Below are 14,955 nucleotides of genomic sequence, written 5' to 3' on the forward strand. Positions count from 1 at the left end.
CAGTATTCCATAAATAATTAGAAATTTAATATCTGCATTACTGCCAGAAGTGTTTGAAAACACTACCGCAGTATAAATAAGAGCTCCTATACCTAGAACTGTAAGTAATGCTCCGAAGATTCGTTTAAGATTCATGATTGTAAGTTTTTAAATTTGCTAATCTGTTTTTGATTATAGAATGTATTGATTTACAGATTAAAGTTTTAAAAACACTAATAATTAATAAAGCATCATTTGTTTTATTAATAGCGAACAATAATTTGTAATTGTATTATTAATATCAAAGGTAAGACTCTCATGCATAGTTCGTTTTATATAATTTGTACAGAAAGTTTCATCTTTCACACTTTTCTGATGTGTGTGGCTTTTAAAAGTATAAAAGCACCATTTGTACTTAACAAAAGGTGCTTTTATTTCTATTAAAGAGATTTTTTATAGGCTACTATATAGAATGCCAATCATCAATTTACATTCTAGCCATATACCAATTTAATTCTTTCTCGATTCTTTCAAAATGGAAAAAGGCGGTAATATTCTTTTGAAGTCGCATAAAAGCCGTTTCGCTTTTTACGACATAATCAAATGCTTTATGATGCATACAGCTTATCGCTACGTCAATTTTGTCCTGAGAAGACAGCATTACTACAGGAATACTAGAATTAAATTCTTTAATTTTATCTAATGTTTCTATTCCATTCATGGCATTTTGATCTATTCCGTCTAAATGGTAATCAAGAATGACCACATCTGGATTTTGATCTAAATTAGCGATGCAAAGTTCTCCGGTAGCAAAAGTTTCAACAATAAAATCGGTATGATTAAGAAACTCGATTTCTAATGATTTTAAGAAAACGGCATCATCATCTACTAAAAATAGTTTTATTTTCTCTTCGTTTTTCATCCGTTTATGTTTTTAATATTATTAAATTCTATTTCTAATTCTTTACAAGCTTGATCGCAAATAGTTGAAAGTTGGAAAACTAAATCATCAATTTCGCCCTTTTTATTTTCTAACTCACTGGAGTGGTTTTGGATTGTTTTTGCCATTTCTTCAAAATCAGGATTCATACCCATTATTGAAAAAGATGGAATCATCTTATGAGCCGAAGCAGCTAGTAAAGTCCAATCTTTTTCAGTCAAACTTTGCTTCATAGCGGTTATTAAAGGAGGTGTTTGCAGTAAATAAGCCGCAATCATTTCCATCATTAGTTTAGGATTTGATTTAGTACGACTGTTCAAATAGGCTAAATCAATGCATTTGGAATTTTTCGCAAGGCTATTTTTTTTCAGTTCATTGTCTTTTAGGCTTGATGATTTTCTTACGATTCCTACTATTTTACTGTATAACAATCGTTCGTCAACGGGTTTTGTAACATAATCATTCATTCCTACGGCCTTGCATTTGGCCAAATCTACGGTGGTGACATCAGCTGTTAAAGCAACAATAGGAATATTGGATTTCATTATTTTTCGAATGTATTCGGTAGCCTCAAAACCATTCATTTCTGGCATTTGCAAATCCATTAGGATGATGTCATAACTGTTTTTTTCCAGTTTTTCTATGGCTATTTTTCCATTTTCGGCAATATCTCTTTGAAAACCAAAATCATCCAATAGTGTTTTCATCAATAATTGATTTAGCGCTATATCTTCTACGACTAAAACTTTTATGTTTTTTATATCCGAATCCAATTCATGTATTTCAGTTTCCAGCTCGGCATCAACATCCGTTTTTTCAAAATTCAGTCTAAAACTAAAGGTAGTTCCTTCACCCACTTCACTTTTTACTTTAATGGTGCCGCCTTGGGGTTCTACTAATTGTTTGACAATAGCCAGTCCCAAGCCTGTGCCTCCATAAATTCGGGATGTTCCACTGGATGCTTGCTGGAAATTTTCAAATATTGTGGCTATTTTTTCTTCAGGAATTCCAATACCGGTATCAGTAACAGCAAATTCAAGGGTTACGTTCTCAGGGGTTTCATCGATTAAACGAACAGCAACAGTGATCTTTCCTCTTGAGGTAAATTTTACGGCATTACTCACCAAATTTAAAATAATTTGATGCAAACGAACGGGATCGCCCACTATTATTGAGGGAATGTTAGGATCGTATTCTTTAATTAACGTTAAATTTTTCTCCTGAATTTTTGTTTCAAACAGATGGAGCATCGATGATATCGATGATTTCACTTTAAAGGGGATTTTCTCGAAAGTCATCTTTCCGGAATCTACTTTTGCTAAATCCAGAATGTCATTTATTAATACAATTAGTGCGTCCCCACTCATTTTTATGGCATCTAAATACTCTTTTTGCTTTGCTGTCAAATCAGTTTTTAAGACCACTTTTGTAAACCCAATAATAGCATTCATCGGAGTTCGTATTTCATGACTCATATTGGATAAAAACTGTTGCTTTGCTTTTACGGCATTTTCGGCTATTGTGGTGGCACATTCGGCATTTCTTTTTTCCTCTTCTGCGATTCCGGTTGCTAGTTCGGCAAAAACCCGGGCTTCTATCAGTTCTGTTTCAATTCTTTTTTGGTCAGTGATATCACGAGCGACTACAACTACTCCAAGTACATTTTTTTGATCGTCTCTATAAACAGATCCGTTAAATAGTACATCAGTCAGTTTTCCGTCCTTGTGTCGCAGCGTAAGGGGAGAATCAGACACAGAGCCTTTAGCAAAAACTTCCTGATATACTTCGCGCGCCATTTGTGGCTGGGTGAAATAGTCAAAAAAATCAGAACCAATGAGTTTGTCGCGATCCAAGCCCGTAATTTTAACGGTGGCTTCGTTTATATCAGTTATTTTTCCGTCTATATTTATAGTAATTAGTGGATCTAAACTGGCTTCAATAAGGCTAAGAGAATAATTAGAGAGTAATTTTTGTGAAGCGGTATAGCGTTCTAATTCATTGTTTCTGCCTTTTAAATTTTTGATAATGATTGAGACAAGGGTAAAAATGGTGAATATTAACAGTAAGAGTAAAAAGAACAAGATTTCCGTAGTTTGGATTCTATTGTCATTTTCGTCTTTCCTTTGTTTTAAATAATGATACTGATCGTATTTTATATCAGATATGATATTTTTTATTTTATCAGTAATAACTTTTCCATTATTAAGAATGGCTATTTTTTCATTCTCATTTAATAAACCAATCTTTTTGTCATCGACAATTTTTTGAAGTAGGAATAATTTTTCCGTAGCCATGATACTTAAGGAATCGACCTCTTTTTTTTGCTTTGGATTATTTTTAGTTAATTCTGATAAAGCCAGTAGGTTTTTGTTGAGCGATTTTCGGGCATTATTGAAAGTCTCCAAATAAATGTTATTTTCGGAAACGATATAACCTCTCATGCCAATTTCAATATCAAGAATATCCAAAAGAACATTGTCATTTTTGCTTAGTATATCCTGAGCGTGGTCGGCTGAGATACCGCTAGATTTCACTTTAAGATTGTTGTAATAGAAAAAAGCTAAGACCGAAGCCAATATTAGAACTAAAAAAAGGGAATAGAATTGGTTTTTGTTGTCTGAAATTAATTTCATAATCGTTTTTAAAAATTAATTTAGAGTATTTTGATTCCTGTTATTTTCAGTTCCAATTTCTTCAATGGGACAGCGTCTTTTATCTTTCAAATTCTTGAAGTGAGAAGGGGAGAGTCCTGTTACTTTCTTAAACTGACTCGAGAGATGAGCGACACTGCTGTATCCCATTTTCCAAGCAATTTCAGTAATGTTGTGTTCTCCGTAAATAATTAATTCCTTGACTCTTTCGGTTTTATGAGAAATGATGAAATGTTCAATAGTCGTTCCTTGAACTTCAGAAAATAAGTTGGACAAATAGGTGTAATCGTGATTTAATTTTTCGCTTAAATAAATAGAGAAATTTACTTTAATGATTTCGTCAGAATGGTGAACCATCTGAATAATTACATTTTTAATTTTTTCTATGAGCATAGACTTTTTATCATCCATCAGTTCAAAGCCGGAACTAAGGAGTCCTATTTTAAGAGATTCTCGTTGATCCTTGGAAATATTTTCCATCACATCTACTTCTCCTAGATCAACGACAATAAAATGCAAACCAAGTTTCTTTAACTCTTCTTTCACTGCTGATTTGCAACGATTACTGACCATGTATTTTATATATAACTTCAAATTGTTTTCTTTTTTTAACTGATTGTAAAAGTTGCTCTTTTTTATTGAAAACGAGTTGTATAACTATTTAAAAAAGTTACATAATTCACGGTTTGGAAACCTTTGACTAAAATTTATAATAGTGAGTAAAAAACTGAAATAAAAGGTAGTTTTTTTTATAAGTTTTGATTTATCGGCAGGTGGTATGAATTGGTTAACTGTATTTTTTGTTCAGCTCATAAAATGTGTTTTTTAGAGTTTTATTTCTATTTCAGTTCAAATAAATCAGTCCAATCCATTGATTTTATTGCAGAAACTTTATTCTCGTCATTCATAGATACCCGAAGCTCTTTATTGGCCACTTTTTTAGTATACAATGCCTTATAGCGAAATACAATGGTGTTGTTTTGGTAGTCTTTATAAATTTCTACTAACTGAATGTCTTTGAAATCTCCGTAAAACTGGCGGTAACGGGTGCAGGTTTTGGAAAGCTTCTCTAAGGTGATGTTAGCAATAACGGAGCTTGTGGCTTCCGTTTCGTTAAAAGGTTTAAATTTGGATGTATTACAAGTCATCAAAATTCTTTTGCCCAGTTCGTATGCTTTATTCTTTAAGCCTGCATCAACCGCTGTCAGGGCTAATTTTTCGAATTTAACTTCGTCTTTTTTTTCTTCAGTCTCGAGGGCGTTTTTTTTTGATTTACAACCAATGAGTACGATTAAGCTAAGTAGTAAAATGATTTTTTTCATGCTTGTATTTTTAATAATAAATTGGGATCAGGGCAGTTTTCGAGATAGAAAGCCAAATCTTTTTTGCTGCAAACACCGGGATAATCACCAAAATTATTGCCTAAGTTTTTTATGATTTGAAAATGCAAATGCGGAGCGTAGTTGCCATTTACCGATGCCTCTCCTAAAACAGCCAGTTGTTCTCCTTTTTTAAAAAAAGCGCCAATTTTTAAATTCTCTAAACTCTCTAACGCTAAATGTCCGTATAAAGTATAAAATTGTTGATTTTCCAGTCTGTGTTCCAAGATTATTGTTGGTCCGTAATCGCCTAAACCAACATTATTTTTAAAACTGTGAATTGTTCCGTCCAGAGCCGATAATACATTCGTTCCTGCTTTTGTCCACAAGTCTATACCCAGATGTATGTTTCTTTCTTCCGTTTTATTGTTTTTAAAAATCGGACTTTTTTTGTAAAGATTCCTTTCTTCTTTATAACCGCCATAGGCAACTGTTGAGTTGTTTGAGGCTAATATATTTTCTACGTATCTTTGAAAATCAGCCGCAGTGCCTAAATTGTGTTTTGACAGCTCATTATTAGAAACGGAAAGATCGATGGGAAAATAATAGGGATGATCTACTGAACTGTCTATTAATTCTACATTTTGGATGTTTTTTAATGTCGTTTCTAAGTTGCTCATTTATAATTCAATTTTGTATTCTCAAATTACAATAAAAATTCAACATGACAGATTGATATCATAATTATAACTTTTCATTAAGATATTTTGTTTCGCTACAAATACTGCTAAAAAAAAAGGATGTCATTATAGACATCCTTTTTCACTTATTGAATAGTTATTTTAGTATAAACTTGGAAATTTTGATGGATTTACCTCATTCATCATAGCATATACTTTTTCGTAGATATCTTCTGCAGACGGTTTTGAAAAATAGTCACCATCTGTCCCGTAAGAAGGACGATGTGCTTTTGCCGTTAAGGTTTGCGGTTTACTGTCTAAATAATTATAGCCGTCCTGTTGTTCTACAATTTGTTGTAGAATATAAGCCGAAGCGCCGCCAGGTACATCTTCGTCGATTACTAAAAGACGGTTTGTTTTTGCGATACTTTTTACCAGATCGTGGTTAATATCAAATGGTAATAAGGATTGTAAATCGATGATTTCGCAGTCAATACCAACTTCCATAAGTTCATTGGCAGCTTGTTCAACCAGTCTCAATGTAGAGCCATAAGAAACCAAGGTGATATCATTACCTTCTTTCATGGTTTCAACAACACCAATTGGTGTTTTGAATTCTCCAAAATTAGTCGGTTTTTTCTCTTTTAATCGGTAACCATTCAAGCATTCGATTACTAGAGCCGGTTCGTCACATTCTAATAAAGTGTTGTAAAAACCTGCTGCTTTGGTCATATTTCTTGGAACCAAAACATGAATTCCTCTAACAGCGTTGATAATCATTCCCATTGGTGAACCAGAATGCCAAATTCCTTCTAAGCGATGTCCTCTGGTACGAATAATTAAAGGCGCTTTTTGTTTGCCGACAGTTCTGTATTGTAAGGTTGCTAGATCATCGCTCATGATTTGTATGGCGTACAACAAATAGTCTAAATATTGAATTTCGGCAATAGGTCTTAAGCCTCTTAAAGCCATTCCTATTCCTTGCCCTATAATTGTAGCTTCGCGTATTCCGGTATCTGCTACACGCAGTTCACCATATTTCTCCTGCATGCCTTCCAGTCCTTGGTTCACATCACCAATAGCCCCGGCATCTTCACCAAATATTAAGGCTTCCGGATATTTTGTGAAAATGGCATCAAAATTATCGCGTAGAATCATTCTTCCGTCTGCTTCCTCTTTTGAGTTTTCATTATATTCAGGTAAAACCTCTTTTACAGAAAACACATTCAAATCAGAATCCGAATACAAATGACTGCTAAAATGTGGTTGGTTCTTAGCTAAGTAAGAGGTGATCCAGCTGGATAATTCATTCTTTTCTTCACCATTAGAAATCCAACGCAAAGATTTGCGGGCTGCTATAAGAATTTCCTTTTTTAAAGGAGATTTTAAGCTATTTAGTTCAGAGGCTTGCTTTAGTATATTGTCTTTGTTTTCAGAAGAAACAGCGACTTTTTCCAATAGTTTTACCAGTTCTTTTTGGTCTTGTACAATGGGATTTATAAAGGCATTCCAAGCTGCTTTTTTAGCTTCAAGAACTTCATTCTTTGCCTTCAAGTCAATTTCGGCAATTTCTTCTGGTGATGCAATATTAATAGCAATCATCCATAATTTCATTTGTCGGATACAGTCAAAATCTTTTTCCCAAGCCAGACGATCAGCATCTTTGTATCTTTCATGAGAACCTGAAGTGGAATGTCCTTGAGGTTGCGTCAGTTCGTTTACATGAATGAGCACGGGCACATGCTCTTCACGGGCAATGGCAGATGCTTTTTCATAGGTCGCAATCAAATCTGAATAATCCCATCCTTTTACTCTGAGAATTTCATATCCTTTGGCGTCTTTATCGCGTTGGTATCCTTTTAATATTTCCGAAATATTCTCTTTTGTAGTTTGATGTTTGGCATGAACCGAAATTCCATATTCATCATCCCAGACACTAACGATTAGAGGTACTTGTAAAACACCTGCTGCATTAATGGTTTCAAAGAATAGTCCTTCGGATGTACTGGCGTTGCCAATAGTTCCCCAAGCAATTTCATTTCCTTCAACTGAAAAATTTGATTTGTTGGTAATTCCATCAACCTGTCTGTATATTTTTGATGCTTGCGCAAGGCCAAGTAAGCGAGGCATTTGTCCGGCTGTAGGGGATATATCAGCGCTTGAATTTTTTTGTTTTGTTAAATCTTTCCAAGAACCATCTTCATTTAAACTATGGGTGGCAAAGTGACCGCCCATTTGTCTACCTCCTGACATGGGGTCTTGTTCTATACTGGTATTTCCATATAAACCGGCAAAAAACTGTTCCACAGTCAATTGACCTATAGCCATCATGAAAGTCTGGTCGCGATAGTATCCAGAACGGAAATCTCCGTCTTTGAAAAATTTAGCCATCGCTAGCTGAGGGACCTCTTTTCCATCACCAAAAATTCCAAATTTAGCCTTTCCGGTCAATACTTCTCTACGTCCTAATAGACTACATTCTCGGCTTGTTATAGCGATTTTGTAGTCGTTCAATACTTCGGTTTTGAAATCTTCGAATGTCAATGTAGTATTGGTTTTTTCTTTTATCATAATTGAAAAGTATAACTTAGTGCTGCAAATTTACTTAAAAACTAGCTATTATCATAATTCAATAAAAGAAATAAAATTTAATTATGTGTAATTTTATCTATTTTGAATTAACTATTTTTTAATTATATGTAATTAAAAAGCTTTTCTGTTAAGAATATTTCAATTGCTATGTTTTTATTTAATCAATTAAAACCATTTTCGATTAAATAAATTGATTAATATTTTTGGAGATAAAGTAATAATGAACCTTATTTTTTCATTGTATTTGTTTTGTCCTATTTCCCAACCATTCGAAGAATAGACCGGTAAATACATTTCAAAATAGTCTGGAACCAAATTCAGCCGAATTCCGCTGTCAAATAACAGTTTTGCGTTTTGAGATTTATTTTTAACAACACCCAGATCGCCATAAACTTCGACCCAATTCCAAATATTGTATCCTGCATTCAAAGTTGATATCCACTGATTAGCAAAGGGTGTGTTCAATTTAGATTTAAATCCGCCTTCGGCAATAATTAATTGTTGACTAAAAAATCCGCTACTCTCTGATCTTCCATAATAATTATAGTCAAACAAATAGTCTGTTGGTCTGTCTAGAGCAAAGCTAAAGAAATCAGAATTGGTTTTGTTGTATAAAAAGCTGCCGGCATAGAAGCGTAATTGTATCTGATGATTGTTTTCAAATAGTTTTCTATAACTCCATTCGGCGGCTACTTTTCCAAATTTGCCTGCCAATTGCAGATCAGTCATGAAACTGAATTGCTTGGTAAGTTCATTATTGGAGTTAAAATATTTTGTATTAAAAACAGAGTAATTTTCTTTGGAATTATCTACTACAATCGCACTTTTCTCTCGGTTGATCATCACCTGGCGAAAAAGAATCAATTGTTTGTGGTTGTCTCTAAAGTCGTTTTCACGAATACGCAATTGAACGGTTGGATTTATCGAAAGGTAAGTGGCATCCGGCGCATAATGAAAATAAGAACTCGATAGCGAATAGCGAACATTGTATAAAGCGCTGTTTCTGTAGTTTTGATTTACCACAAAATAACCTGATCCGGATAAAGTGCTTGTTTTTGTAGAATAAGATGGATTGACATCAAATACAAAAGGTTTGTCTAAAATCGTTTTATTATGAAGTCTTATTCCGGGCGACAGGCCGTCGTATAAATTGTAAGTTAGAGTAGGTACATACAAAACCTGATTGTAATAAGGGTCTTCAAGATCCTTCATGAACACAAACTTGATGGGGCGATTGTTTGGAAAAAAACTTTTCAGGGATTTCCAATTGTTTCGCAAGTTGTATTCAGGAACTTCATTATTATAATTGATGACAATCTTATCGGAATTATTTCTTTCCAAAGTAAAAATCGTATCATTGGATTGCGGTTCCAGCCATTTTTTTAATACAATTTTTCCGTGTTTCACACCATAGATGGGAACCGGAACAATAACTCCAGTTTTATTTTTGATGGAAAAAGAGATGCTGTCTTTTGTCTTGATAACATTCGAAAATTTATAGTCTATGATTTTGCGGGTGTTTACAATAGTATTAAAAAACCAATCTATGTTTTTCTCCGTATTGGATTTCAACAGGGTTTCAAAATCTTTTTCTGAGGTTTGGCTTTCCTGATTTTTAGCGTAAAATTGACGGATGCTATTGGTAACGGTATTTTCACCAAGGTAATTGTCCAAATAGCGCAAACTCAACCCAGCATGATATTTACTGGCAATTTGCTCGTTGAATTTGATCAAAGTGTTTTTTGGGCTGCCCAGTGGTTGATCCAGGTTTTTACGAGCCATCAGCATATAGAAATAGCTGTATTGCTCGTTAAAATCCAGATTTGTCAAATTATAACTTCTCAATAATCTAAAAGAGCTGGCGCTTCCTAACATCTTACTGTTAGGATGATTCTCGTGAATGTATTTCATCATTGCATAAACCTGAATCCCGTTATTGATCCAACTATTTTTCCGGTTGTCTATTCTCATCGTGTTTTTGAGATAGGCGTTCAAATAGGTTTTTAAGAATTTTATTTCATAAGTAAACTCATCCGAAAACGGACTAATAAAGGAAGGCAGTTGGTTCAGACCATAAAACGGATTGCGTTCATAATCCGTTTCAGAAACCACAATTTTTTCAAAGGGGTATTTTCCTATTAACTCATTGACATAGCAGACGATATTGTCAATAATAATAGCTTTTTGAATGCCGCTAATTTTTTCTTCTTTCAAATTAGTTAGCACTTCAAGTGAATTCTTAAAGCTGTAAAAACTGGATTTTGCTTCTATGAATAGGTCAAAATTAATTCGGTTTTTCCCGGATAATTTATAAATGGAAGAGTGGGCTTTGACAATCGGCTCAGAGGAGTTCAAATCAGAAGAAACATCCATGTTTTTAGGTACTTTTAGCTCAATGTCATAATCAGAAACGGCATTGGCAATATCATCCAGATTCTCATTATTGTATTTTATAAAACCATGATTTTCATATCGGGCAGGGCTTAAATACCATGTTTTCAGATTTATTCCTCCATTAACATCATAACCGTATTTGGTAAATTTATCACTGGGAATCTTTACTACATAAGTAAGATAAAGAGTCGTTTTTTGCTTTGGACCCAGTTTTTCTCTGAGCTTTACGCTGATGACATCCGGATTTTCCTCTGTTCTTTCCCAACCAAGGAATAATTTATTAGCATCAATGATGGTGATATTGTTTGTGCTTCCCTTTTCTTTTTCGTTAGCCAAATGAAAACCTCTGTAAAATTCATCAGAAAAGCGTTTGGCTAAAGGCGATTTTACATTGGAGTAGGCATTATTCCAGTCGTTGAGCACTATTGTCGAAAGGCTATCATTAGAATCATTAAAAAACGCAATTTCCTGCTGGATATTCAAGGTTTTAGTATCAAAATCTACCTCAACAAACATTTTGGAATGATGTTGGGCGTACGGTTTTATTGAGGTCAATAAAACGAAAAGGCAAACCGCAAATTTGTAGGTAGATTTCAATGGTAGATTTCGGTTTAATAAAGTACAAGATACATTTTATTTACATAAAACCCACAATGCTTTGTAGTTAAAAGACTAAAAAAAATAGGGCTGTTATAAAAAACAGCCCTATTCTTAAAAATTAGGTTTCAAATTGTACTTTTTATAGAAATTATCTAAAGCTTCAACCACTTCATCCTCTGAATCCACAATTTTTATCAATTTCAAATCATCGGGACTCACGGTTTGTTCTTTTTCGATTAAGACCGTTTTTACCCAATCAATCAATCCTGACCAAAAGCTGGTCCCAACCAGTATTATGGGGAATTTGGCTATTTTTTTGGTTTGGATTAAGGTTATGGCTTCAAACAATTCGTCCAAGGTTCCAAAACCACCTGGCATAACTACAAAACCTTGGGAATATTTTACGAACATCACTTTTCGAACAAAGAAATAATCAAAGTTCAAATTCTTGTCTCCGTCAATATAGGGGTTAAAATGCTGCTCGAATGGTAATTCAATATTTAAACCTACAGAAGTTCCGCCGCCCAGATGCGCCCCTTTGTTACCTGCTTCCATGATTCCGGGACCGCCGCCGGTAATCACACCATAACCTGCTTTACTGATTTTATAGGCGATACTTTCGGCTAGTTTATAGTATTTATCCTCGGGCTTGGTTCTTGCCGATCCAAAAATGGATACACAAGGACCGATGCGTCCCATGCTTTCGTAACCATTTACAAATTCAGCCATGATCTTAAAAATAGCCCAACTGTCATTGGTTCTAATCTCGTTCCAGGTTTTTTGTTTTAATTTATCTTGGATTACTTTATCCTCATCGTTGTCAAAATCTTCTAATCTCATATTCGTATTGTATTATTTAACTATTATTTTAGTTATATTCTCATAATCCCGCATAGCTAAAGGAACAGAGTATAAAACTTCAAAATACTAAAGTAACTCTTTTTTCAAAAACTGCGCTGTATAACTCTTTTTAACTTTTGCAATTTCCTCTGGAGTTCCTTTGGCGACAACTTGTCCGCCGCCTTTTCCTCCTTCGGGGCCAATGTCGATAATGTAATCGGCCAGTTTGATTACATCCATATTGTGTTCGATAATCAATATTGTATTCCCTTTGTCAACCAGTTTGTTAATCACGTCCATCAATACTCGAATGTCCTCAAAATGCAAACCTGTTGTGGGTTCGTCCAAAATATAAAAGGTATTTCCGGTATCTTTCTTAGATAATTCTCCGGCTAATTTTATTCGTTGTGCTTCTCCACCCGAAAGGGTTGTACTTTGTTGTCCCAATGTGATATAGCCTAAACCTACATCCTGAATGGATTTTACTTTTCTGTAGATCTTCGGAATCATTTCAAAGAACGGAACGGCTTCGTCTACCGTCATGTTCAAGACATCCGAAATGGATTTTCCTTTGTACCTGATTTCCAGAGTTTCCCTGTTGAAACGTTTGCCTTGGCAAGTTTCACATTCGACATACACATCCGGTAAAAAATTCATTTCTATGGTTCGTACTCCTGAACCTTCACAGGTTTCACAGCGTCCGCCTTTGACATTAAAACTGAAACGTCCCGCCTTATAACCGCGAATCATACTCTCAGGAGTCTTGGTAAACAAAGCTCTGATTTCGGTAAAAACTTCGGTATAAGTAGCCGGATTAGAGCGTGGCGTTCTACCTATCGGACTTTGGTCAATGTCAATCACTTTATCAATATGTTCCAGGCCTTCAATTTTTTTATAAGGCTGAGGCTTTTTGACACCATTAAAATAGTAGGCGTTCAAAATAGGGTAGAGCGTTTCATTAATCAGCGTCGATTTTCCGCTTCCTGAAACTCCCGTCACGCAAATCATTTTGCCCAAAGGCAATTCAATCGATATATTTTTGAGGTTATTTCCTGTTGCTCCAGTCAACTTTAGGAATTTCCCATTGCCTTCACGACGTTTTGCCGGGATTTCAATTTTCATTTCGCCGTTAAGATATTGGGCTGTCATCGAATGCGATGCCAGAATTTCGGCTGGAGTTCCTTTGCTGATGATTTCACCACCAAATTTCCCTGCCTTTGGTCCAATATCAATCACATAATCGGCGCGCTCAATCATGTCTTTATCGTGTTCTACCACGATTACTGAGTTCCCAATATCACGCAATTGTTCCAAAGAATGGATCAATTTTTCATTGTCTCTTTGGTGTAAACCGATACTGGGTTCGTCCAAAATATACAAAACACCCACCAGCTGCGAACCAATCTGGGTCGCTAATCGAATGCGTTGGGCTTCTCCTCCGGAAAGCGACTTGGAGCTTCGGCTTAAAGCCAAATAATCCAATCCAACATTCATCAGAAAGTCCAATCGGTCTTTGATCTCTTTGATAACTTCGGTCGCGATTCGTTTTTGTTTATCGGATAATTGGCTGTTCAGTTTTTTGAACCAAGCTGTCAAATCAGAAATATCCATATTGCACAATTCGGCAATATTTTTTTCATTGATTTTAAAGAATAATGCTTCTTTTTTTAATCGCGAACCTTCACAAACAGGACAGGATATTTCGTCCATGAATTCCTTTGCCCAACGTTTAATTGTTGTGGAACCGCTTTCGTCGTGTTGGTTTTTGATAAAATGGGCAATACCTTCAAAATCTATTTTATAATCGCGGGCAACGCCCAGATCTTTCGAATTTATAGTGAATTTTTCCTTACCGCCGTTCAAAATCATTTTCATGGCTTCTTCGGGAATTTTCTCAATGGGGTCGGTGATTTTAAAAGCGTATTTTTCGCCAATAATTTCCAATTGCTTGAAAATCCAAGAAGATTTGTATTCGCCCAAAGGCGCAAAACCGCCCGCTTTTATGGATAGTTTAGGATTGGGGATAATCTTTAGGATATTGATTTCGTTCACTGTTCCCAGACCGTTGCAATGATCGCAGGCTCCTTTTGGAGAGTTGAATGAAAATAAATTCGGTTCCGGATTTTGGTACGAAATTCCGGTTGTGGGACACATTAAGTTTCTACTGAAATAACGCACTTCGTTCGAATCTTGATCCAAAACCATCAATACATTTTCTCCGTGATGCATCGCCGTGTTGATGCTTTCGGACAATCTTTTTTCATTATCAGGAGTAGCTTCAATAACAATTCGATCTACCACAATTTCGATATCGTGGGTTTTATAACGATCCAGTTTCATTCCGGGCGTAATATCGAGAATATCACCATTGACACGCACTTTCAGGAAACCTTGCTTGGCAATTTGTTGGAATAATTCGCCATAATGTCCTTTTCGGGCTCTAATAACCGGAGCCAGAATATTGATGCGTTTTCCGTTGAAATCCTCTATGATAAGATCTTTGATTTGTTCATCAGAATAACTGACCATTTTTTCTCCCGTATTGTAGCTGTAAGCATCTGCGGCGCGCGCATAAAGCAAACGCAGAAAGTCGTATATTTCGGTAATCGTTCCTACGGTAGAACGCGGACTTTTGGAAGTTGTTTTTTGTTCGATAGCGATAACGGGCGAAAGTCCGTCTATTTTATCCACATCCGGGCGTTCGAGTCCGCCAAGAAATTGTCTGGCATAAGCCGAAAAAGTTTCTACATAACGGCGTTGTCCTTCAGCATAGATGGTATCAAATGCCAAAGATGATTTTCCAGAACCCGAAAGACCGGTAATCACTACCAATTTTTCGCGAGGAATGGAAATATCTATGTTTTTTAGGTTGTGAACTCGAGCGCCTAGAACTTCGATGGTATTGTCTTTATCTAACATATTTTTGCTGATTGCTTCTTTCATCGCAATGACAGCAAAGT

9 protein-coding genes are annotated in these 14,955 nt (G+C 35.3%); all 9 read right to left on the reverse strand.

The window, feature by feature from the left end:
* Positions 1 to 466: 466 nt before the first annotated feature.
* The 9 genes from LNP19_RS11005 to uvrA all read right to left on the reverse strand — a co-directional run bounded on the left by LNP19_RS11005 (position 467) and on the right by uvrA (position 14,914).
* Complete coding sequence (locus LNP19_RS11005; RefSeq protein WP_230061972.1) at positions 467 to 901, reverse strand: response regulator; 435 nt, start codon at positions 899 to 901, stop codon at positions 467 to 469.
* On the reverse strand, positions 898 to 3,552 hold the full coding sequence (locus tag LNP19_RS11010; protein ID WP_230061973.1) for an ATP-binding protein: 2,655 nt from the start codon (positions 3,550 to 3,552) through the stop codon (positions 898 to 900). The genes LNP19_RS11005 and LNP19_RS11010 overlap by 4 nt, the downstream gene beginning before the upstream one ends.
* A gap of 15 nt (positions 3,553 to 3,567) precedes the next feature.
* Positions 3,568 to 4,143, reverse strand: coding sequence for a helix-turn-helix domain-containing protein (locus LNP19_RS11015; protein ID WP_230064230.1), 576 nt, complete (start codon positions 4,141 to 4,143; stop codon positions 3,568 to 3,570).
* Positions 4,144 to 4,409: 266 nt separating this feature from the next.
* On the reverse strand, positions 4,410 to 4,892 hold the full coding sequence (locus tag LNP19_RS11020) for a hypothetical protein (protein WP_230061974.1): 483 nt from the start codon (positions 4,890 to 4,892) through the stop codon (positions 4,410 to 4,412).
* Complete coding sequence (locus LNP19_RS11025) at positions 4,889 to 5,569, reverse strand: peptidoglycan DD-metalloendopeptidase family protein (RefSeq protein ID WP_230061975.1); 681 nt, start codon at positions 5,567 to 5,569, stop codon at positions 4,889 to 4,891. Before LNP19_RS11025 ends, LNP19_RS11020 begins: the two co-directional genes overlap by 4 nt.
* A 162-nt stretch (positions 5,570 to 5,731) precedes the next feature.
* Positions 5,732 to 8,140: an alpha-ketoacid dehydrogenase subunit alpha/beta gene (locus LNP19_RS11030; protein ID WP_230061976.1), complete on the reverse strand. Its 2,409-nt coding sequence runs from the start codon at positions 8,138 to 8,140 to the stop codon at positions 5,732 to 5,734.
* Positions 8,141 to 8,326: 186 nt separating this feature from the next.
* Positions 8,327 to 11,071 carry a gluzincin family metallopeptidase gene (locus tag LNP19_RS11035; protein WP_230064231.1) on the reverse strand — a complete coding sequence of 915 codons (2,745 nt, stop codon included), beginning with the start codon at positions 11,069 to 11,071 and terminating at the stop codon, positions 8,327 to 8,329.
* Positions 11,072 to 11,266: 195 nt separating this feature from the next.
* Positions 11,267 to 11,995, reverse strand: coding sequence for an LOG family protein (locus tag LNP19_RS11040; RefSeq protein WP_072945605.1), 729 nt, complete (start codon positions 11,993 to 11,995; stop codon positions 11,267 to 11,269).
* Positions 11,996 to 12,082: 87 nt separating this feature from the next.
* Positions 12,083 to 14,914: an excinuclease ABC subunit UvrA gene (gene uvrA / locus LNP19_RS11045; protein ID WP_230064232.1), complete on the reverse strand. Its 2,832-nt coding sequence runs from the start codon at positions 14,912 to 14,914 to the stop codon at positions 12,083 to 12,085.
* Positions 14,915 to 14,955 lie beyond the last annotated feature (41 nt).

Source organism: Flavobacterium acetivorans (genome assembly GCF_020911885.1).
Lineage (GTDB): Bacteria > Bacteroidota > Bacteroidia > Flavobacteriales > Flavobacteriaceae > Flavobacterium > Flavobacterium acetivorans.